The sequence below is a fragment of the Pseudomonas sp. FA117 genome, assembly GCF_057370475.1.
In genome coordinates, this window is sequence record NZ_CM170675.1 from 444725 (window position 1) to 465211 (window position 20487).

The following is a 20487-nucleotide window of genomic DNA, read 5'->3' on the forward strand; positions in this document are numbered from 1 at the left end:
CCTTACAATTCGATGCTCATGCCATCGTAGGCGACTTCCACGCCGCGGCGCTGGACTTCGGCACGTTCCGGCGAGTCTTCGTCGAGGATCGGGTTGGTGTTGTTGATGTGGATGAGCACCTTGCGCTGGCGCGCGAAGCCGTCGAGCACCTCGAGCATGCCGCCTGGGCCGTTCTGCGCCAGGTGCCCCATTTCCCGTCCGGTGCGGGTGCCGACGCCACGCCGCTGCATTTCATCGTCTTCCCACAGGGTGCCGTCGACCAGCAGGCAGTCGGCGCCGTGCATCATCTGCAGCAGCGAGGCGTCCACCTGGCCCAGGCCCGGGGCGTAGAACAGCTTGCCGCCGGTACGGGTGTCTTCGACCAGCAGGCCCAGGTTGTCCCCCGGGTGCGGGTCGAACCGGTGCGGCGAATAGGGCGGCGCGGCGCTGCGCAGGGGGAAGGGGGTGAACGTCAGGTTCGGGCAGGCGGGGATGACGAAGCTGCCCTGCAGTTCGATACGGTTCCACTGCAGGCCACCGTTCCAGTGGCTGAGCATGGTGAACAGCGGGAAGCCGGTGCTCAGGTCCTGGTGGACCATGTCGGTGCACCAGACCTGGTGCGGGCAGCCTTCGCGCAGGCTGAGCAGGCCGGTGGTGTGGTCGATCTGGCTGTCGAGCAGGACGATCGCGTCGATGCCGGTATCACGCAAGGCCCGGGCCGGCTGCATCGGCGCGAAGGCCTGGAGCTGGGCGCGGATGTCGGGTGAGGCGTTGCACAGGATCCAGTGCTCGCCGTCATCGGACAGGGCGATGGACGACTGGGTGCGCGCCGTTGCACGCAGGCTGCCGTCACGAAAACCCTTGCAGTTGGCACAGTTGCAGTTCCACTGGGGAAAGCCGCCACCGGCGGCGGAACCGAGAATCTGGATGTACATGGCTACTCTCTTGCCGGACGACCTGGTCCATGAAACGAAAACGCCCCGGCGGGCCGAGGCGTTGCAGTGCAGTGCTGCTTAGCGGTTGGCGAAGTACATGGTGACTTCGAAGCCGATGCGCAGGTCGGTGTAGGCAGGTTTGGTCCAGGTGGTCATGGTCGAGCTCCTTCCGGATGGTTGGGTTGATGTCAGCTATCTACTTTGGTGCCGCCTGAGGCAGGAGGTTCCATTGGCTGAGATTGCGCTATCTTACAAGAAAAATTTGTACCGAAAGGTTAATTCTTCGAAAAGCGCCATTGCAGCCCAGGTAACAATCCCTGGCCCGGCGCCTCGCCATTGGCAAGGCACAGCCAGCCGTGGTCGGCATCCAGGAGACTTTTCAGCAGGTGATCCAAGGCTTGCTGATCCGTCTTGAGAATAGACCCGCGCAGACGGGAAAGGTCCGTCGGCTCTGTAGCCAGATATGTCTGCCAGGCCCACTCGGCGACCTCTTCGTTGCCCATCGCAGGTTCCTCGAACTGCGCTGCAAGGGCCTGCCGGGCCGAGGTATCGAGCGTGACGCCTTCGCCCAGCAGGTGCTGCAGGTGTTCGAGAATCTGTGCGGGTGTCGCCTGCGGCGACTGCACGCCGAACAAGATGCCGCCCTGGCCCTGCATCTGCCGATAGGCGCTGAACACCGCATAACCCAACTGCAGCTCGACCCGCAGACGCTGGTACACGGGCCCTTGCAGGGCTTGCGCCAACAGCCTGCCAGCGCCTTCGGCATGGGCTGGAAGCGGGCAGAACAACAGCAGGGCATGTTCGCTGCCGTCCGTACGCTGTTGCACCCAGCGACGGCCAGGCGTGCCTGGCGGCGCTTTTCGTGGGCCGCCCGGGCGCCCCGGCGCAGTCTCCAGCACCGCGCCGAGCGCTGCTTGCGTCTGGGCGTCGAAGCCGATGAGGAGGCCTTGTCGAGGGGCGTTGGCCCAGAGCTGATCGAGCATCGATTGCTCCAGCAGGCAAGCTGGTTGCGGTTGAACCAGGGCGTTGTGGACGTGGCCGGGCAAGGCCTTGAGCAGCGCCCTGATGGGAATCAAGGGGGGCTCGGCGCCAGCGGGGGCGCGAAGTAGATGCGAGGGGGGATGGCGCATGTGCTCCAGGGCCAGGCCAACGGCGCTTGCCACTGCGGTTGGTGTTCCGGCACAGCGCAGTTGCCAGTGCTCGCCGTGCAGGGCGAAATCCAGTTGCAACGCGGCGCGGCGGGCGCGTTCGATGAGTGGCTGCAGGGCTTGCGACAACACCTGGTGGAAGCGCTCACGCAGTGGTGATGCAATGTGCCAGCGCAGGTACAGGGTCGCGAAACCGCGCTCGACCGGGAGTATGTCCACGACGTCGAGATCGTCGGGCAACGGCGCCCTTGCCCCTGGTGCAACGGCCAGCAGCAGCGGTTCTGCAGGCGGTTGCTGCCAGTGACCGTGAGCGTTGCATGGCAGCCCATCGAGCAAGACCTCGAAGGCGTCGAGCGCTGGCTGGTCGAGCGGTCGGAACGGTTTGTCGGCGCTGTCCCGGCGAGCCAGCTCCAGCGCACTGGCTGCCTGTTCACGGCGCGACTGCAAGCGTGCGAATTCTTCGTTCAGTGCCGTGAGGTCCTGCTGGCGCAACGCCCCCAGCCAACCGTGCAGCAAGGCGCGAACCTCATCTGCAGGAGCGTCCTCGTGCAACTGCAGGCGCAGATGCCAAAGCAGCTGGCCAGCGAAGGTATATAGCGTGTCGCTTTGGAAGTCGTGCAACCAGCCCCGTTGCCGCAGGGCATCGAGCCAGCCGCCCGGACGGCTGTCGCCCAGGCAGGAAAGCAGCAGTTCCAGCGCCTGGTCGGCGTCGGGCGGCAGGTGTTCATGGGCGAATAGCAGGTCCAGGCGGCCTCGGATGACGTCGAGATTCTCCAGGGAGCGATCGAGCAGGACTGGAGGCGGCGTTTGCGTCTGCAACCGGCCGCAGGCGAGCAAGTTGGCGAACTGCCGGCCCACAGCCTCGAGCTGCTCCAGCGGTTGCGGGCCGCACAGGCTCAGGCGCACCTGGCCGCCTTGGTAGAAGCGCGCATGGAAGTCGCACAGTGCGTGCTGGAAGGCTGGGTCTTGCAGGGCCAGGCTGTAGCGGTTGCCTGCGTGGAACCCGCTGGACGGATGACGTGGCGACACCTGTTGCAGCAATGCATGCTGGCGCTGCGCTTCGGCGTTGCGTGACCAGGCGATGAATTCGGCATGGATCACCTCGCGCTCGCGCTGCTGGCGCTCAAGGCTCAGGTCCGGCTCGGCGAGCATCTGGCACAGGCGCTCCAGTGCGCTGCCCAAGGCCGAGGGCGGTACTTCGAAGAAGAAGTCGGTGATGCGCTCGCGGGTCGTGGCATTGACCTGGCCGCCCAGCGCCTGGACATGGCGCATCAGGCCATCCTCCAGCGGGAAGCGTGCAGTGCCGAGGAAGAACAGGTGCTCGAGAAAGTGCGCAAGGCCCGGCCACCTGGCCGGTGCGTCATGGCTGCCGGCATGGACCCGCAGCGCTGCGGCGGCGCGCTTCAGGCGCGGTGCGTGGCGCAGGGTCAGTTGCAGGCCGTTGGCCAGGGTGAGGGTGCGGATAGCGTCGGTCATGGGCGGATGCTAGCGCATTTGTGCGGGCAACGCCGTTGCTCCTGCAAGCCACTGAACGGCCTCAAGCATCGGCGCGGGCTTAATCGCGGATGCGGTGAAGGTCCCGCCGCAGGTCGGCCAGATAGGGAAATGCCTCGCGTCCTTTCAGCACCCGCTCGCGTTCGAGCTCCGCCAGCAACTGGCACTCCTCGCGCCCGGCCATCGCCAGCAGGCTGCCGTCCGGGCCGACGATGCTGCTCTGTCCGCAATACTGGATCTCGCCTTCCGATCCGCAGTAGTTGGCGTACACCAGGTAGCACTGGTTCTCCTGTGCCCGCGAGCGCACGGTGACCTGGCAGACGAAGTCATAGGGCGTCATGTTCGCCGTCGGCACCAGGATCAGCTCGGCGCCGGCCAGTGCCAGGCGCCGGGCGTTCTCGGGGAATTCGATGTCGTAGCAGATCAGCAACCCCAGCTTCCAGCCCTCGAGCTCGACCACCGGGAAATGGTCCGCACCGGGGCTGAACATCGAGCGGTCCAGCTCGCCGTACAGGTGGGTCTTGCGGTAGTTGCACAGGCTGCGGCCGTGGGCATCGATCAGTTGCACGCTGTTGTGGATCGAGCCGTCTTCGGCGAGCTCCGGGTAGCCGTAGACGATGGCGATGCGCTGCGCCTGGGCGATTTCCACCACTGCCATGGCCGAGGGGCCATCTTCAGGTTCGGCCAGGCGCTGCACCGCATCGGCACCGATGTTGTAGCCGCTCAGGTACATCTCCGGGCACACCAGCAGTTGCGCGCCGCGCGCGGCGGCCAGCTGCGCCTGATGGGCCAGGCGTTCGAGATTGCCGGGCACGTCCAGTGGTTTGGGCGTGCCCTGGAACAGGGCGATGCGCATGGGCGCCTCCTCGGTTCAGTCGGGCAGGGCGATCGGGCCGATCTCGTGGAACACGTCGCCGGGCCCGGGGTTGTCTGCGTGGGTCTTGCCGCCGAAGTGATTCATGATACCCCACACCGCATTCAGCGAAGTCTGTACTGCGCCTTCCACCCAGGCCGGGGTCCAGGATACGTCGTCTCCGGCGATGAACATGCCCCGCTGTTCGTCGGGCAGGTCCTGCTGCATGAAGTGTGCGTACATGCGCTGGTTGTAGCGATAGTGGCCGGGCAGGGCACCTTTGAAGGCGCCGAGGAAGTAAGGGTCGGCCTCCCAGGATATGGTGATCGGGTCACCGATGATATGCCCGGCGATATCGGTTTTCGGGTAGATCTTCTTCAGCGCATCCAGGGCAAGCTGCACGCGTTTTTCGGTCGGGTGCGGGAGCATCTTCAGGGCGTCGCTCATCCAGGCGTAGGACAGGCAGATCACCCCCGGCTTGTCGTCGCCGTTGTCGAACAGGTAGGTGCCGCGGGTCAGGCGATCGGTGAGGGTCATGCTCAGCAGGTCGCGGCCGGTCTGCGGATCCTTGTCCTTCCAGAATGGGCGGTCGACCATGACGAAAGTCTTGGACGACTGCATGTAGCGGGTGCGGTCCAGGGCCATCCACATCTTCTGCGAGAACAGCGACTCCTCGCAGTCGATCTGAGTGGTCAGCAGCCAGCTCTGGCAGGTGGTCAGCACGGCGGCGTAGTGGCGGGTGTCGCCGTAGTTGTCGGTCACTGCCAGGCGCCCGTCGCTGGCGCGGGCGATGCGCTTGACCCCGGCCCGCGGTGCACCGCCATGCAGCGAACGCAGGCTGGTGCCCGAAGGCCAGTGCACGGCGCTGCTCGGAACATGCCGCCAGATGCCCTGGGGCACCTGCTCGACTCCGCCGACCACCAGGTGCTGATGGTCGTCGCAGTTGGTCATCACCACGCGGAAGATTTCCAGCATCGAATTGGGAAAGTCCGAATCCCAGCCACCGGTGCCGAAGCCGACCTGGCCGAACACCTCGCGGTGCTGGAAGCTCAGCTTGGCGAAGGCCTTCGAGCTGGCGACGAAGTCGTAGAACGTGCGGTCGTCCCACAACGGCACCAGAGTATTCCACAGTGCCTTGAGGCGGGGTACGTCACGCTCGCGGATGGCCTGCTGGATCTCGCCGAAACGCGCACCATCCTCCAGTGCGTCGGCCCAGGCGTCGGCCACCTCGTGGAACAGTTGCGGCAGGTCGGCGGCTTTCTCGGCGTAGTAGGTCTGGCCTTCGAGGTCGATCACCGTGCTGCCCGAGGCGGGTGTCAGCGGGTTGGGGAAGGGCCGGGTTTCCAGGCCGAGCTTGTCGACGTAGTGATAGAAGGCGGTCGAGGACACCGGGAAGCGCATGCCGCCCAGTTCGGCAACGATGCCGTCGGTGCCGTTGAAGGCTTGCGAGCGCAGGCGTCCGCCCAGCTTCGACGCCTCATACACCACTGGCTTGAGGCCCATCTTCATCAGCTCGTAGGCCGCCACCAGCCCGGCGATGCCGGCTCCGACGATCGCCACCTCCTCGCCATGCCGATCGGCCGGGATGCTGCCAAGACCGGCGGGGTGCTCCAGCCAGTCGTCGAAGGCGAAGGGGAAGTCAGGGCCGAAGATGGTGATGGGTGGTTTACCGTCGGCGGGGTGGCGGTTGTTCTTGTTCATCTGATGACCTTGCCAGAGCGGCTGCGCAGGAGACGGAGCCTGAGTATAGAAAATGCCTGGCGATCATTTTATGAAGTGGGGTGCCCGTTATTAAGAGCAAGACTGTTGTCGATATGAGTTCAGGTCTGTCGAAATGACGAGCATTAGATACATTTCGACCGCTGACTAGACCGGTTGTCCCCGGTCCACCTTGCTGCTGAGGATGATCGAGGTGGTGGTCTTCTCCACTCCTTCCAAGCTGCCGATCTGATCGAGCAACTGGTCCAGTTGCTCGGGCGAGTCGCTGAGCAGCCAGGCGACGTAATCGAATTCGCCGCTCACTGCGCATAGCTGCTGGACCTGCCCCATGCCCGAGAGCCGACGCACCACCTCGCGTCCGGAGCGCGGCTGCACCTTGATCCCGACATACGCCTGCAGGCCACCCCCGGCCAGGCGCTGGCCAAGGCGCACGCCGTAGCCGGTGATCACCTTGTGCTTTTCCAGCCGCGCCAGGCGCGAGGTGACGGTGGTACGGGCGATGCCCAGCTCGCGGGCCAGAGTCGCCACGCTTTCGCGGGCATTTATCTGTAGCAGGGCGATGAGCTGGCGATCGATTTCGTCGATGGCGATGGTGCGGGAGTCCGACATGACAAGTCTCTGCAGTAGGTACGCTAGCCTAGCCAGACGAGGGGTCGAGCGGCAAGGTGAGCCGCTCGCATGATGATGGCAAAATGATTTAGTCGATTTCACTTCTGCCCATGACCCGGCGCGTATTACTATGCGTCACCGGTATTTGATAATCATTCTCGCTAAAGACTTGGCGCCAGAAATCCTTTCTGCCTAGCTGTAGGTGTCCCGTGGCCAGCCTGTACAAGTTCGACGTCGATGCGGCGTTCTGCATTTCCTTGCGCGACCGGCAGGACAGCCGCGAACGCTTCATGCGCGAGGTCGGCAGCCGGATCAGCAATCCACTGCAGTTTCACCTGCGCGACAAGGACGTCAATCCGATCAGGGCCCACTACGAGTCTCACCGCGCCCTCGCGCTGATGGCGCTGGAGCAGGGCTGGCAGCGTATCCTGATCTTCGAGGACGATGCCAAGGCCTATGCCTGGCGAGCATCGTCCATCCACTGGATCAACCGCTTCGTCACCCAGCGCCCGTTCGAAAGCCTGCACCTGGGCTACGCCATGGGGCGTACCTGGCTGACCTGGTTTCCGTTCATTGCCCGTGGTCGGGTGGCGGCGCCACATGCCTACATTCTCTCCGAGGAAGGCTGCCGGGTGCTGGTGGCCGCCCCCTATGATGGCCGCACGCTGGAGAGCCTGTTCAAGCGGCGCATCAAACAGCACTGCGCCTATCCGATGCTGTTTCGCCGCATCAGCGTCGCGGCCTTGCAGGACGAATCCGTCGCCCGGCACGAAGAGGCGCAATGGCAGCAGAACTGGAATCGGCACCTGCGCTCGCCGCTGAAATACTTCTGGAAAACCTTGCTGCGCTGGAGCTTCTGAGCGCTGGATTGAAGTTCAGCCTGTCGACGTGACAGAGGCAGGAGCGCGGCGTCCGCCAGACAACAGCACCACGCCTGCGGCCAGCAACAGCACGCAGGCATAGGCATTGGTGGTCGCGACCAGGCCGATGTGCTGGGTTGCCAGGCCCGCAGCAATCGCCGGCAAGCTGAAAGCCGTGTAGCTCAGCACATAGAAACCGGCCATCAGCCCACCGCGCTCGTGCGCATGGGCCAGCGGCACCACCGAGCGCAAGGCGCCCAGGAAGCCGCCACCAAAGCCCAGCCCGGCGACGGCGGTACCGACGAAGAACAACCAGGCCAGGCCGCAGTCCACGCCGACCAGGGTCAACAGCAAGCCACTGACCAACGCCAGGCCGCCACGGCGCAGAATGGCCTGCGCCGCGCTGTTGCGCAGGCTGAAGATGCCCAGTGCGCCGCAACTGGTCAGCAGGAACACCAGCGTCCCACCCACCAGCGGCGCTTGCAGGCCGGTAACCTGGCGGGCCAGTGTCGGCCCCAGCGACAGGTAGAACCCACCCAGCGCCCAGAGGCTCGCATTCAATGGCGCAATCCGCCAGAACGCCCGTCGGGCCTGTGCCGGAATCCTGACCCGTGGCCGCAACGAGGCCAGCGCACCGGGCTGGCGGCTGATGCTTTCCGGCAGGCCCGGCAGCAGCAGGGCGAACAGCGCGAAGATGCCCAGCAGGACCAGGAACACCCGGTGCAGCGGCTCACCGGAATATTGCATCAAGGCGCTGCTGCCCAGGGCGCCAAGGGCCAGGCCGAGCATCGGGGTCACGCTGTTGAGCAGCGGTCCGCGCTCGCGGTTGAAGTCCAGCAGCGCCGCGCCCAGCACGCTGGTCGCAAGCCCCGTGGCGCAGCCCTGCAGCAGCCGGGCGACGATCAGCACCTCGACCGACTCGGCACGCAGGAACACCGCCATGGCCGCTATCTCCAGCGCCAATGCGGCGCCGATGACCGGGCGTCGGCCGATGTGGTCCGACAGCGAGCCGAACACCAGCAGAGTCAGCAACAGCCCGCCCGCGTAGATGCTGAAGACCACGCTCAACAAGGCCGGCGAGAAACCCCAGGTCTCGCGATACAGCGCATACAGCGGCGTCGGCGCGCTGGCAGCGGCGGAAAAGGCGATGAGGATCGCACCCAGCAGCCACAGGGCCGCCGAGGGCGACAGGCCGTTGCGGCGGGCGTGCGCGCTTTTGGGTAAGGTATCGTTCATGGTTGCTCTCGCAAAGGCTAAGAGTTAGCTTTTGCAGACGATGAACCTGTTTCGATATAAAAGCAAATTCTTTGCGTTAAGGTGTCTATGGCAATCAATCAAGGCGTGCGTCCGGGCGGGCGTAGCGCAAGAGTCCAGGCCTCTGTCCACAGCGCGGTCAACCAGTTGCTCGAGGAAGGCGAGCGCGGCGAACTGACCGTGCCGCTGATCGCGGCGCGTGCGGGGGTGACGCCTTCGACCATCTACCGCCGCTGGGGCGACCTCAATGAATTGCTGGGCGACGTGGCGCTGCAGCGCATCCGCCCAGACAGCGGCCCCGCCGACACCGGCAGCCTGCGTGGCGACCTGCTGGCGTGGGGCATCCAGTACATGGAAGAGACCTCGTCGGTGCCGGGCCGCGCGGTCGTGCTCGACCTGCTGGCCGCCGGTGGCGGATGCTCCAGTCGCTGCCTGGAAATCGCCACGGCGCAGTTCGCCGCAATTTTCGAGCGTGCGAGCCTTCGCGGCGAAGCGGTGCCGAGTGTTGATCGGGTGGTCGATCGTCTGATGGCGCCGTTGGTGTACCGGATCCTGTTCTCCGGCGTGATGCTGGAGGCGAACTATGTGGAGGAACTGGTAGGCGTGACTCTCGAGGGGCTTTGATCGATTCGGCGGCGATGCGTCTGCCCATCAGCCAGATGGCGTTGTGACATACCCATGGATAACCTTTATCATTCGTGTCCTTCATGATGGAACGTATTGTTTAAGGGATTGGTGGGTGAGCAGGATTCATTTCGATGTCGACGCCGTTTATTGCATCTCGCTGGATGCGCGAAGTGACAGGCGTGAGCTTTTTCGTCAGGGCATTGGCAAGGTGCTCGACAACCCGGTGATTTTCCACATCGTCGAGAAACACAGTGATCCCAAGTGCGGTTGCTACGAATCGCACCAGCAGCTGGCCCAGCGTGCGCTTGATGAAGGCCTGGAGCGGATCCTGATTTTCGAGGACGACGTCAGGGCATATGACCTCAAGGCGTCGCGAATCGGCTGGATCAACCGCTTCATGCGCACGCACCGTTTCGAAGCCCTGCACCTGGGCTACAGCATGGGCCGTACCTGGCTGACCTGGTTTCCGTTCATCGCGCGCGGGCGCGTTGTCGCACTGCACGCCTACGTGCTGTCCCGCAAGGGCTGCGAAGTGCTGGCCCGGACCCCTTACGATGGCACCCCGGTCGACGTGATGTTCAAGCAGCGCATCAGGCAGCATTGCGCCTTCCCGATGATGTTCCGCCAGCATGCCGCGGCAACGGCCGGTAGCGATCTCGAAACAGTCGTGCGTAACGAGGACGAGTGGTGGGAGCGTAACTGGCGCAAGCACTGGCGTTCGCCGTTGAAGAACTTCTGGCGGACGATGCTGCGCCTGAATTTCTGATCCCTTGGCGGGGATGGCGAAAATGCAAAAGCCGCGCAAATGCGCGGCTTTGTCGTATCTGGTGGGCCCACACGGACTCGAACCGTGGACCAAAGGATTATGAGTCCTCTGCTCTAACCAACTGAGCTATAGGCCCCAGAGGTCGGCCGGATTATAACGAGGGTTTGCTAAGGGTGCCATCTGAAAGATCCGATAGTGCTATACGAAGGAAGGTCGCTGCGAATTCATCCGGGGGCAGGGGCAGGCTGACGATGTAGCCCTGGATCTGTTCACAGCCTTCGGCCGCGAGGAAACGTTGCTGGGCCTGGTTCTCCACCCCTTCGGCAATGATCGTCAGCTGCATGCTGCGGCCCAGGGCGATGATGGCGCGGGCGATCGCGGCGTCGTGGGGGTCGTCGGGCAGGCCGCGGATGAACGACTGGTCGATCTTGAGGATGTCCAGCGGCAGGCGCTTGAGGTAGCTCAGCGACGAATAGCCGGTGCCGAAATCGTCGATGGCCAGTTGCACGCCCAGGCGCTTGAGCTGGTGCAGGATGGCCAAGGCTTCCTCGGCCTGGCTCATGATGAAGTTCTCGGTGATTTCCAGCTGCAGGTCGCCGGCCTTGAGGTGGAAGGTCCTGAGAAGGTGTTCGATGCGCCGGGTCAGGCTGGGCTGGCGCAACTGTGCGCCGGCCAGGTTGATCGACAGCGGGCCGAACGCCTGGTAGGTGCGCTTCCAGTGGTGCATCTGCCGGCAGGCCTGTTCCAGCACCCAGTCGCCGAGCTGGAGGATGCTGCCGTTCTCCTCGGCCAGGTGGATGAACTGCTCTGGCGGCACCTCGCCGAAAGTCGGGTGGTTCCAGCGGATCAATGCTTCGGCACCGACCAGGCCTTGGGTCTTGAGGCTGAACTTGGGCTGGTAGTACAGGCTCAGTTCGTTGCGTTCGATGGCGCGGCGCAGTTCGTGCTCGAGGAAGATCCGCTCGCTGGCCTGGACGGTAAGGTCGAGGGTGTAGCTTTCGACACGGTTGCGCCCCTTGGCCTTGGAACGGTACATCGCCGCATCGGCATTGCGGATCAACGTGGCCACGTCGGTGCCATCCTGTGGATACAGGCTGATGCCGATGCTGGCGCTGGTGAAGAACTCGTGTTCACCGGCCTGCACCGGGGCATGGAAGCAGGCCAGCAGCTTGTTGGCGATGGCGCTGGCGTCGCTGGGGCGGTGCAGCCCGGGCAGCAGGATGATGAATTCGTCGCCGCCGAGCCGGGCCACGGTGTCGACATCGCGGACCTGTTCCTTCAGGCGTTGGGCGATGCTTTTGAGCAGCAGGTCGCCGACAGGGTGACCGAGGCTATCGTTGATGTGCTTGAAGCGGTCCAGGTCGAGGAACAGCACGGCGCCCTGGCGGTTCGAGGCCTGGGCGCAGGTGAGCACGGCCTGCAGGCGGTTCTCGAACAGGGTGCGGTTGGGCAGGCCGGTGAGCGGGTCATGGTGGGCCTGGTAATCGAGCTTGGCCTGGGCGTGCTTGAGGCTGGAAATGTCGGCGAAGACGGCGACGAAATGGCTGATTTCGCGCTCGCTGTTGCGCACTGCGCTGATGGTCAGCCAACTGGGGTAGAGCTCGCCGTTCTTGCGTCGGTTGCAGATTTCGCCCTGCCAGTGGCCTTCGGCCGTGAGCTGGTGCCACAGGGCCGCATAGAAGGCGCTGTCGTGCTGGCCGGAGGCGAGCAGGCGCGGGGTCTGGCCGAGCGCTTCGAGCTCGCTGTAGCCGGTGATCTCGCTGAAGGCGCGGTTGACCGCGCTGATGCGCTGCTCGGTATCGGTGATCAGCACGCCCTCGGCGGTGTTCTCGAAGACCGTGGCGGCCAGTTGCAGCTTTTCCTGCATCAGGTGCCGCTCGGTGATGTCGCGGGCAATGGTCAGCATGCAGTCGACGCCGCCGATCGGCAGTGGCCGGGCGGACAGCTCGCACAGGCGGATCTGGCCGTCGCTGCGGCGGATGTGGCAACTGAAATCGCGCACGAAGCCGTCGCGCCTGAGCATCTCTACCAGCCGCGAGCGTTCGCCCAGGTCGACCCAGATGCCCAGGTCGAGGCTGTTCTGGTCGTGGTTCGGATCGATGTCGTAGCCGGTCAGGCGGCAAAAGCCTTCGTTGACCTCCAGCAGCAGGCCATCGCTCTGGCGCGACAGCAAAAGACCGTCGGGCGAGGCATGGAAGGCCTTGGCGAACTTCTCTTCGGAGGTCTGCAACTGTTGCTGGGTCTGCTTGAGCTGGCTGATGTCACGCACCGCCACCACCAGCGCCGGGGTACCGTCGAGGTCGAAGCTTTCGGCAGAGGTGAGGCCGGTGAACATTTCGCCGTTGCTGCGCCTGAAACTCATCTCCAGGTTGCGGATGCCGCCGCGGTGCAGGCGTTCGAGAATGGTCGGGCCGGTGCCGGCAATGCCCCACAGGCCCAGTTCGGTGGCGGTGCGGCCGATGACCTCGGCCGGGCTCAGGCCGATCTGCTCCTCGAACGCTTCGTTGACCTCCAGCAGGCATCCGTCGCTGTGGCGGGCTATCAGCAGGATGTCGGGGCACTGCTGGAACACCGAGGCGAACTTCTGCTCCGAGAGGCGCAGGGCGTCCTCGGTGCGCTTGGTTTCGCTGATGTCGATCATCAGGCCGCGCATCAGCGGTTTGTGCCCGTGCTCGATCATGCTGACGATATTGCGCACCCAGAGGACATGCCCATCGGCGCGCAGCACCCGGTAGTCGAGGCTGTGATCGCGACCTGCCGCGGTTTCGCTGTCGCAGTAGGCTTGCGCCCAGAGTGCGTCCTCGGGGTGGAGGATACCGCGCCAGAAGCCGGGCTTGAGCCATTCCCTGAGCGGGTAGCCGAGCAGGTCCTCGGCGTGGGGAGAGACGTAGCTGTAGGTGAAGTCGTTGGCGTCAGCCTCCCAGGCGATCGCCGACAGGCTTTCGACCAGGCTGCGGTAGTGATACTCGCTGCTGCGCAGTTCCTGTTCGAGGGCGATGCGCCGGGCGATCTCCGAACTCAGGCGGCGATTGATCCGCAGCATTGCGGCGAGGATCACCAGCACCAGGCCCAGGGTGGGCAGGCCGTAGATCAGCATGTCACGCCAGAAGCTGCGCTGATCGATGACGTTGCCCACCCAGCGCTGCTGGATTTCGCTGATTTCGCTGCTGCTCAGGTCGGCCATGACCTTGTCGAGGATGCCGATCAGCAGCTTCTGATCGCGGGGCGCAGCCATCGCCAGTTGATAGCGGTAGGGTGTTTCGCCGCTGACGTAGAGGCCGTCGAGTTTCAGCTGGCGCAAGCTCCAGATGCTCGAGGCCAGGTCGCCGACCACTGCATCCACTTCATCGGTGGCCAGGGCCTGCAGGGCGGAGCTGACGTTGGGCAGGGCCACCAGATTGAGGTCGGGATGGTGGGTGCGCAGCAGTTCGTGCGGGGCGTAGTTCTCCACCACGGCGATCTTCAGGCCGTAGAGGTCCTTGAGAGTGTGCGGTTGCGGGCCGCCTTCGTGGGCGAGGATGACGATGGGGAAGTCGAGATAGGGTCGGGTGAAGGCCAGGTAACCCTGGCGTTCGGGGGTCGACATGATGCCCGGCAACAGGTCGATGCGATTCTGCCGGGCCTGTTCCAGCACCTGCGACCAACTGCTGGGCTCGACCGGTTGCAGCGTCACGCCCAGGCGCTGCTGGATCAGGGCGATGTAGTCGGCGGCCAATCCCTGGTATCGACCTTCCTGGTCGCGGAACTCGAATGGCGGCCATGAAGCATCCACGCCAAGACGCAGCTGCGGGTGGGCGCTGAGCCAGGCTTGTTCTTCGTCCGTCAGGGTCAGGGCGCCGGCCGTTGTGTTCCAGATCATCAGGAGCAGCAACAGAAGTGCCGGCATCAGGGGCATGACGACCTCTCGATCAGGGGGGCTGATTCGAGTGTAGACGCGCCAGGCCGAACAGCGCCTGCGAATGCGGCAAATTGCCTGCAGCCTTTTGTCGCCCAAGAAAAACCCCGGCCTGGGCCGGGGTTCGTCATCACTCGTCGAGGAAGGAGCGCAGGTGCTCGCTTCGCGTCGGGTGGCGCAGCTTGCGCAACGCCTTGGCTTCGATCTGACGGATCCGCTCGCGGGTCACGTCGAACTGCTTGCCGACTTCTTCAAGGGTGTGGTCGGTGTTCATGTCGATACCGAAACGCATGCGCAGCACTTTGGCTTCGCGTGCGGTCAGGCCCGAGAGCACGTCGCGGGTCGCTTCCTTGAGGCTTTCGACTGTGGCCACATCGATCGGGGACTGCATGGTGGAGTCCTCGATGAAGTCGCCCAGGTGCGAATCTTCGTCGTCGCCGATCGGGGTTTCCATGGAGATCGGCTCTTTGGCGATCTTCAATACCTTGCGGATCTTGTCCTCAGGCATTTCCATGCGCTCGCCCAGCTCTTCCGGGGTCGGTTCACGACCCATTTCCTGCAGCATCTGCCGGGAAATGCGGTTGAGCTTGTTGATCGTCTCGATCATGTGCACCGGGATACGGATGGTGCGCGCCTGGTCGGCGATCGAACGGGTGATCGCCTGGCGGATCCACCAGGTGGCATAGGTCGAGAACTTGTAGCCACGACGGTATTCGAACTTGTCCACCGCCTTCATCAGGCCGATGTTGCCTTCCTGGATCAGGTCGAGGAACTGCAGGCCGCGGTTGGTGTACTTCTTGGCGATGGAGATCACCAGACGCAGGTTCGCCTCGACCATTTCCTTCTTGGCGCGACGGGCTTTCGCCTCGCCGATGGACATGCGACGGTTGATTTCCTTGATCTCGGCGACGGTCAGGCCGGTCTCGGTCTCGAGGTCGATCAGCTTCTGCTGGCACGCGACGATCGCGGCGTCCTTCTCACCCAGGGCGGCAGCCCACTTGGTGCTGCGCTTGGCGAGATCACCGGACCAGGTCTGGTCGGTCTCGTTGCTCGGGAACAGGCGCAGGAAGTCGGCACGCGGCATGCGCGCATCACGTACGCACAGCTGCATGATGGCGCGTTCCTGCTGACGCAGGCGGTCAAGGGCACCACGCACGCGCTCGACGAGGGCGTCGAACTGCTTGGGCACCAGCTTGATCGGCATGAACAGGTCGGCCAGGGCCTGCAGCGCGGCAACACTTTCCTTGCCGCTGCGACCGTGCTTCTTCACGACCTTGTTGGTGGCCTGGAGCTGGTCGGAGACGGCGCCGAAGCGCTGACGGGCAACTTCCGGATCAGGGCCGCTTTCACCCTCTTCCTCGCTGTCGTCGCTGTTTTCTTCGCTGTCTTCTTCTTCGTCGGACTCTTCTTTCGCTGCGGCCGTCTTGGCGCCTGGAATCGGCACTTCCTCGGTGGGCGCTGCGATGTTGTCGTCAGGGTCGATGTAACCACTGAGAACATCCGACAGGCGGCCGCCTTCGGTGGTTACACGGTCGTATTCGCCGAGAATGTGATCGACGGTCCCCGGGAAGTGGGCGATCGCGCCCATGACTTCACGGATGCCTTCCTCGATGCGCTTGGCGATTTCGATCTCGCCTTCGCGGGTCAGCAGCTCGACGGTACCCATTTCACGCATGTACATGCGCACCGGGTCGGTCGTGCGGCCGATATCGGTCTCGACTGCGGCCAACGCTGCGGCGGCTTCTTCGGCTGCGGCTTCGTCGGTGTCGGCTTCCGCCAACAGCAGGGCATCCGCATCCGGAGCACTCTCGAATACGTTGATCCCCATGTCGTTGATCATGCGGATGATGTCTTCCACCTGTTCCGGATCTGAAATATCCTCAGGCAGGTGGTCGTTGACCTCCGCGTAAGTCAGGTAGCCCTGCTCACGACCGCGGGTGATCAACTCTTTGATACGAGATTGCTGTTGCGCTTTTCCGGACATAACACCCTATCCACTGAAGGTCTTGGCGGGCAAAAAACAAGCCGAGGATTATACCCGAGCATGGACCTCACGCGCCAGATGAGGTCGGGGTTTGTGCGGGAACATTCCTGCTCAGCAAGGCGAGCAGCTGGGATTTTTCCTCGGTGCTCAGTTCACTTTGACGTGCTTTCCTGAGCAGATGTTCCAGGCTTCGCTCGCGCTGGCGAGCTGACAAGCTAGTTATAGTGTCGAAAAACTGTTGTTCAAGGTTATCGGCATCGATCAGCCACTCCTTCTCCGCCAGGGCCCGCAGCAAACGGCCCTGCTCGGTGCCGTGCCAGCGTGCGATCAACTGCATTGAGCTTAGCCCAGGATTCTTCTGTACCGCCTCGATCAGCGCCACCAGCAGCTGGCTGTAGAGGTGTTCTTCGTCGGCGAAATGGCTGGCGTCCTCGACCTTGCCGGCCAGCAACGGGTGATGCAAAAGGGTGCGCAAGGCCGCGAGCGCCGGGGGCTCGACCGGTGCCGGGGTGCGCGGTGGCGCTTCGTCACGCTGCCAGCCCTTGCCGCCTTCGCGGTTCTTGTCCCAGGGCTTGCCGTTGCCATCCCAGGGCTTCTTGCCGCCGCCCTTGTTGGGCGTCCATGGCCGCTGCTCGTGCTGCGCGGGAGCAGGGTCGTAGTGCTGCTCGCTGAAGTCCGGCGTGTAGCTGGCCATGGCATCGTAGTCATAGCCGGGGTCGTAGTCCGGCACGCCGGGTGCTGGTGCATGCTGCGCCAGCTGTTCCATTTGCTGGACGTCGAGCCCGGTAATTTCCTTCAGGCGATTGCGCATCAACTGACGCAGATTGGCGCCCGGAATCTTTTCGATCAACGGTGCGGCCAGGGTCGCCATATGTGCCTTGCCTTCCAGCGAGCGCGGGTCGGCTTCATTGCCCAACTGCTCGAAGAAATAGTCGGCGAGCGGTTGTGCGTGCTGGTGGATGCGGGCCTGGAAGGCGTCGGTGCCTTCGGCGCGAACCAGGGTATCCGGGTCTTCGCCCTCGGGCAGGAACAGAAAGCGTGCGCGCCGGCCATCCTGCAGGTTGGACAGGGTGGCTTCCAGTGCGCGCCAGGCGGCCTTGCGTCCGGCCTGGTCGCCGTCGAAGCAGAACAGCACGTTGGGCACCACGCGGAACAGGCGCTTGAGGTGTTCCTCGCTGGTCGCGGTACCGAGGGTCGCCACGGCATTGCGCAGGCCCTGCTGGGCCAGGGCGATGACGTCCATGTAGCCCTCGACCACGATGATCTCGTCGAGGTTGCGGTTGTGCTTGCGCGCCTCGAACAGCCCGTAGAGCTCCTGGCCCTTGTGGAACACCGGGGTTTCCGGAGAGTTCAGGTACTTGGGCTTGTCGTCGCCGAGTACCCGGCCACCGAAGGCGATCACCCGGCCACGGCTGTCGCGGATGGGGAACATCACCCGGTCACGGAAGCGGTCGTAGCGCTTGCCGGATTCGGCGTTCTCGATCAGCAGCCCGGCGTCGATCATCACTTTTTGCTGCAGGGTGTCGGCGCCCAGGTGCTTGAACAGGTTGTCCCAGCCCGGTGGCGCGAAACCCAGGCCGAAGTCGCGGGCAATTTCGCCTGACAGGCCGCGGCCCTTGAGGTATTCGACTGCTGCCTTGCGTGTCGGGTGGTTGCGCAATGCCTGGCGATAGAACTCGGCCGCCGCCTCGAGCAGCGGGTACAGCGGAGAATCGGTGGGCTGGCGGGGTTTCTGTCCGCGTCGACCTTCTTCCCGGGGCACTTCCATGCCGGCGGCGCGGGCCAGTTCCTCGACTGCCTGGGGGAAATCCAGGTTGTCGTGGTCCATGATGAAGCCCAGGGCGTTGCCCCCGGCGCCGCAGCCGAAGCAGTAGTAGAACTGCTTGTCGGGGCTGACGGTGAAGGACGGGGTCTTTTCCTTGTGGAACGGACAGCAGGCCGAATGGTTCTTGCCGGTCTTCTTCAGCTGGATGCGCGAACTCACCACGTCGACGATGTCGGTGCGGTTGAGGAGGTCGTCGATGAAACTCTGGGGAATCAGCCCGGCCATGGCAGTCTCGTTATCTGGCTAATGGCAAGTCTAATCGCAAGAATACAGCAGGGGAGATGCGTGTCTGCTGGTCACCTGCCGCATCGGGCATCGTGGTGAGGCGTCGAAAACGTGCCCGTTGGCGTGTGCCTGGGCGCCCACGGCGTGTTGCCGGGGGAGTGAAACGACAACTGCCATTAGCCCGGCACGAGGCCGGGCTGGGCAGAAGCCTTGCGTAGAACGTCTGTATCAGTACAGACGAACGGCGCGGCGCTGTTCGCGCTGTACTTTCTTGGCGTGACGCTTTACAGCGGCAGCGGCTTTGCGCTTGCGCTCAGCGGTCGGCTTTTCGTAAAACTCGCGGCTACGAACTTCAGCCAGTACACCGGCTTTTTCGCAGGAGCGCTTGAAACGACGCAGAGCTACGTCGAAGGGTTCGTTCTCTTTAACTTTGACGGCTGGCATCCAGGGCTACCTTAATTCATTACCGGGGTAGACGTGCTCCTGGCAAAACAAAGGTGTGCTGGAGAACGTCGGTTTTCAAGGGTTGCGGATGTTAACCCTTAGCGTGGAGGAATGCAAAGCCTCTGATCGAAAACCGCTGGTCGGCACTCTGCACGGGGACTAGAATGCGCGGCTTCGAATTCAGCCTCTACAAGGCACGGACCCATGCTAGTACTGGGATTGGAAACATCCTGCGACGAAACTGGCGTCGCATTATACGACAGCGAACGCGGCCTGCTGGCCGACGCGCTGTTCAGCCAGATCGACCTGCACCGCGTCTACGGCGGCGTGGTGCCCGAGCTTGCCTCGCGTGATCACGTCAAGCGCATGCTGCCGCTGATCCGCGAAGTGCTGGAGGAGGCCGGCCGCGTGGCCGGCGATATCGACGCCATTGCCTATACCGCCGGGCCCGGCCTGGTCGGAGCGCTGCTGGTCGGCGCGTCCTGCGCCCAGGCGCTGGCATTTGCCTGGGATATCCCGGCGATCGGCGTGCACCACATGGAAGGGCACCTGCTGGCGCCGATGCTCGAGGAGCAGCCGCCGCAGTTCCCGTTCGTCGCCTTGCTGGTTTCCGGTGGCCATACCCAGCTGGTGCGCGTCGACGGCATCGGCCGCTACGAGCTGCTTGGCGAAAGCCTGGACGATGCCGCAGGCGAGGCTTTCGACAAGACCGCCAAGCTGATCGGCCTTAATTACCCGGGGGGGCCGGAAATTGCGCGCCTGGCCGAGCAGGGCACGCCGGGGCGTTTCGTGTTCCCGCGGCCGATGACCGACCGCCCGGGCCTGGAGTTCAGCTTCAGCGGCCTGAAGACCTTCGCCCTGAATACCTGGCAGCAGTGCCGCAATGCCGGAGACGACAGCGAGCAAACCCGTTGCGACCTGTCGCTGGCGTTCCAGCAGGCGGTGGTCGAGACTCTGACCATCAAGTGCAAGCGCGCCCTCAAGCAGACCGGTCTCAAGCGCCTGGTCATCGCCGGTGGCGTGAGCGCCAACAAGGCGCTGCGCGCCTCGCTCGAGGGCATGCTCGCCAGCATCAAGGGCAATGTCTACTACGCGCGTCCGAAGTTTTGCACCGACAACGGCGCGATGATCGCCTATGCAGGTTGCCAGCGGCTGCTGGCCGGACAGCAGCAGGACCTGGCGATCAGTGTCCAGGCGCGCTGGCCGATGGAGCAATTGCCGCCGGTGTGAGCCTGGGCTGTTCCCGCGAATGATTCAGAAATGTCGTTCGCGGCCGGCAAACAGGTCGCGCAGATTGCTGCGGTGTCGCCAGACTATAAGTACTGTCAGCACCGTCATGGGCAGCAGTGCGGCCGGTTCGCGCCAGGCCAGCAGCGGCAGGGTCAGGGGCGTGGCGATCAGTGCGGCCAGCGAGCTGGTGCGGGTGAGGTAGAAGGTCAGCAGCCAGGCCGCCATGGCCAGCAGTGCGGCCGGAAAGTACAGCCCCATCAGCATGCCTGCGGCAGTGGCCACGCCTTTGCCGCCCTTGAAGCGAAAGTACAGTGGGAACAGGTGGCCGATCACCGCGCACAGGCCGATCCAGGCCTGGGCCTGCAGGCTCAGGCCGGCCAGGCTGGCCAGCAACACCGGCAGCAAACCCTTGCACAGGTCGCCGAGCAGGGTGAGGATGGCCAGCTTGCGCCCTGCCAGGCGCAGCATGTTGGTCGCACCGGCGTTGCCTGAACCGCTGGAGCGCGGGTCAGGGTTGCCACTGAGGCGGCTCAGGACAATGGCGAAGGACAGCGAGCCGAGCAGGTAGGCGAGCATCGCCAATAACCAAGACATGCTAACTATTCCGGGCGGGTACGCCCTGATTCTAACGGCGCCAGTC

16 protein-coding genes and 1 tRNA gene are annotated in these 20487 nt (G+C 64.1%); 4 read left to right on the forward strand and 13 right to left on the reverse strand.

Annotated features, from left to right (window positions below):
- Window positions 1-2 precede the first annotated feature (2 nt).
- The 6 genes from pqqB to AC1TXO_RS02105 all read right to left on the reverse strand — a co-directional run bounded on the left by pqqB (window position 3) and on the right by AC1TXO_RS02105 (window position 6737).
- Window positions 3-914 carry a pyrroloquinoline quinone biosynthesis protein PqqB gene (gene pqqB / locus AC1TXO_RS02080; protein ID WP_486404850.1) on the reverse strand — a complete coding sequence of 304 codons (912 nt, stop codon included), beginning with the start codon at window positions 912-914 and terminating at the stop codon, window positions 3-5.
- Between the two features lie 78 nt (window positions 915-992).
- Entirely contained in the window at window positions 993-1070 is a 78-nt protein-coding gene (pqqA, locus tag AC1TXO_RS02085) for a pyrroloquinoline quinone precursor peptide PqqA (RefSeq protein WP_080754815.1), read from the reverse strand.
- 119 nt (window positions 1071-1189) lie between these two features.
- Complete coding sequence (gene pqqF / locus AC1TXO_RS02090; protein ID WP_486404851.1) at window positions 1190-3538, reverse strand: pyrroloquinoline quinone biosynthesis protein PqqF; 2349 nt, start codon at window positions 3536-3538, stop codon at window positions 1190-1192.
- Between the two features lie 79 nt (window positions 3539-3617).
- A complete protein-coding gene (locus AC1TXO_RS02095; RefSeq protein ID WP_486404852.1) occupies window positions 3618-4412 on the reverse strand; it encodes a carbon-nitrogen hydrolase family protein in 795 nt (264 codons plus the stop codon).
- Window positions 4413-4427: 15 nt separating this feature from the next.
- Window positions 4428-6110 carry a flavin monoamine oxidase family protein gene (locus AC1TXO_RS02100; RefSeq protein ID WP_486404853.1) on the reverse strand — a complete coding sequence of 561 codons (1683 nt, stop codon included), beginning with the start codon at window positions 6108-6110 and terminating at the stop codon, window positions 4428-4430.
- A 165-nt stretch (window positions 6111-6275) separates the two neighbouring features.
- Window positions 6276-6737: an Lrp/AsnC family transcriptional regulator gene (locus tag AC1TXO_RS02105; RefSeq protein WP_486404854.1), complete on the reverse strand. Its 462-nt coding sequence runs from the start codon at window positions 6735-6737 to the stop codon at window positions 6276-6278.
- Between the two features lie 209 nt (window positions 6738-6946).
- Here AC1TXO_RS02105 and AC1TXO_RS02110 point away from each other — a divergent pair, with 209 nt between their 5' ends.
- The gene (locus tag AC1TXO_RS02110; protein WP_486404855.1) at window positions 6947-7597 is read left to right on the forward strand and encodes a glycosyltransferase family 25 protein; all 651 of its coding nucleotides are present in this window, start codon (window positions 6947-6949) and stop codon (window positions 7595-7597) included.
- A 15-nt stretch (window positions 7598-7612) separates the two neighbouring features.
- On the opposite strand, the gene AC1TXO_RS02115 is transcribed toward AC1TXO_RS02110, so the two are convergent.
- Window positions 7613-8833 carry an MFS transporter gene (locus tag AC1TXO_RS02115; RefSeq protein ID WP_486404856.1) on the reverse strand — a complete coding sequence of 407 codons (1221 nt, stop codon included), beginning with the start codon at window positions 8831-8833 and terminating at the stop codon, window positions 7613-7615.
- Between the two features lie 87 nt (window positions 8834-8920).
- Between AC1TXO_RS02115 and AC1TXO_RS02120 the strand changes: the two genes are divergently transcribed.
- Both AC1TXO_RS02120 and AC1TXO_RS02125 read left to right on the forward strand, forming a co-directional pair.
- Entirely contained in the window at window positions 8921-9475 is a 555-nt protein-coding gene (locus AC1TXO_RS02120) for a TetR/AcrR family transcriptional regulator (protein ID WP_486404857.1), read from the forward strand.
- A 115-nt stretch (window positions 9476-9590) separates the two neighbouring features.
- Window positions 9591-10244, forward strand: coding sequence for a glycosyltransferase family 25 protein (locus AC1TXO_RS02125; protein WP_486404858.1), 654 nt, complete (start codon window positions 9591-9593; stop codon window positions 10242-10244).
- A gap of 59 nt (window positions 10245-10303) precedes the next feature.
- On the opposite strand, the gene AC1TXO_RS02130 is transcribed toward AC1TXO_RS02125, so the two are convergent.
- From AC1TXO_RS02130 to rpsU, 5 genes are all read right to left on the reverse strand, one after another.
- A tRNA-Ile gene (locus tag AC1TXO_RS02130) sits at window positions 10304-10380 on the reverse strand.
- A 15-nt stretch (window positions 10381-10395) separates the two neighbouring features.
- Window positions 10396-14139, reverse strand: coding sequence for a bifunctional diguanylate cyclase/phosphodiesterase (locus AC1TXO_RS02135; protein WP_486404859.1), 3744 nt, complete (start codon window positions 14137-14139; stop codon window positions 10396-10398).
- A gap of 130 nt (window positions 14140-14269) precedes the next feature.
- Window positions 14270-16123, reverse strand: a complete 1854-nt coding sequence (gene rpoD / locus AC1TXO_RS02140; protein ID WP_486404860.1) for an RNA polymerase sigma factor RpoD — start codon at window positions 16121-16123, stop codon at window positions 14270-14272.
- A 67-nt stretch (window positions 16124-16190) separates the two neighbouring features.
- On the reverse strand, window positions 16191-18173 hold the full coding sequence (gene dnaG / locus AC1TXO_RS02145) for a DNA primase (protein ID WP_486404861.1): 1983 nt from the start codon (window positions 18171-18173) through the stop codon (window positions 16191-16193).
- Between the two features lie 228 nt (window positions 18174-18401).
- Entirely contained in the window at window positions 18402-18617 is a 216-nt protein-coding gene (gene rpsU, locus AC1TXO_RS02150) for a 30S ribosomal protein S21 (RefSeq protein WP_003255575.1), read from the reverse strand.
- A gap of 204 nt (window positions 18618-18821) precedes the next feature.
- On the opposite strand from rpsU, the gene tsaD reads away from it, so the two are divergent.
- Window positions 18822-19847 carry a tRNA (adenosine(37)-N6)-threonylcarbamoyltransferase complex transferase subunit TsaD gene (gene tsaD / locus AC1TXO_RS02155; RefSeq protein ID WP_486404862.1) on the forward strand — a complete coding sequence of 342 codons (1026 nt, stop codon included), beginning with the start codon at window positions 18822-18824 and terminating at the stop codon, window positions 19845-19847.
- 24 nt (window positions 19848-19871) lie between these two features.
- Here tsaD and plsY read toward each other — a convergent pair whose 3' ends face one another.
- The gene (gene plsY / locus AC1TXO_RS02160) at window positions 19872-20441 is read right to left on the reverse strand and encodes a glycerol-3-phosphate 1-O-acyltransferase PlsY (protein WP_486404863.1); all 570 of its coding nucleotides are present in this window, start codon (window positions 20439-20441) and stop codon (window positions 19872-19874) included.
- Between the last annotated feature and the right edge of the window lie 46 nt (window positions 20442-20487).

What these genes read in the sequence shown, in the direction of transcription:
- pqqB (WP_486404850.1), bottom strand. Translation starts at nt 914, where the DNA reads ATGTACATCCAGATTCTCGGTTCCGCCGCCGGTGGCGGCTTTCCCCAG.
- pqqA (WP_080754815.1), bottom strand. Translation starts at nt 1,070, where the DNA reads ATGACCACCTGGACCAAACCTGCCTACACCGACCTGCGCATCGGCTTC.
- pqqF (WP_486404851.1), bottom strand. Translation starts at nt 3,538, where the DNA reads ATGACCGACGCTATCCGCACCCTCACCCTGGCCAACGGCCTGCAACTG.
- AC1TXO_RS02095 (WP_486404852.1), bottom strand. Translation starts at nt 4,412, where the DNA reads ATGCGCATCGCCCTGTTCCAGGGCACGCCCAAACCACTGGACGTGCCC.
- AC1TXO_RS02100 (WP_486404853.1), bottom strand. Translation starts at nt 6,110, where the DNA reads ATGAACAAGAACAACCGCCACCCCGCCGACGGTAAACCACCCATCACC.
- AC1TXO_RS02105 (WP_486404854.1), bottom strand. Translation starts at nt 6,737, where the DNA reads ATGTCGGACTCCCGCACCATCGCCATCGACGAAATCGATCGCCAGCTC.
- AC1TXO_RS02115 (WP_486404856.1), bottom strand. Translation starts at nt 8,833, where the DNA reads ATGAACGATACCTTACCCAAAAGCGCGCACGCCCGCCGCAACGGCCTG.
- AC1TXO_RS02120 (WP_486404857.1), top strand. Translation starts at nt 8,921, where the DNA reads ATGGCAATCAATCAAGGCGTGCGTCCGGGCGGGCGTAGCGCAAGAGTC.
- AC1TXO_RS02135 (WP_486404859.1), bottom strand. Translation starts at nt 14,139, where the DNA reads ATGCCCCTGATGCCGGCACTTCTGTTGCTGCTCCTGATGATCTGGAAC.
- rpoD (WP_486404860.1), bottom strand. Translation starts at nt 16,123, where the DNA reads ATGTCCGGAAAAGCGCAACAGCAATCTCGTATCAAAGAGTTGATCACC.
- dnaG (WP_486404861.1), bottom strand. Translation starts at nt 18,173, where the DNA reads ATGGCCGGGCTGATTCCCCAGAGTTTCATCGACGACCTCCTCAACCGC.
- rpsU (WP_003255575.1), bottom strand. Translation starts at nt 18,617, where the DNA reads ATGCCAGCCGTCAAAGTTAAAGAGAACGAACCCTTCGACGTAGCTCTG.
- tsaD (WP_486404862.1), top strand. Translation starts at nt 18,822, where the DNA reads ATGCTAGTACTGGGATTGGAAACATCCTGCGACGAAACTGGCGTCGCA.
- plsY (WP_486404863.1), bottom strand. Translation starts at nt 20,441, where the DNA reads ATGTCTTGGTTATTGGCGATGCTCGCCTACCTGCTCGGCTCGCTGTCC.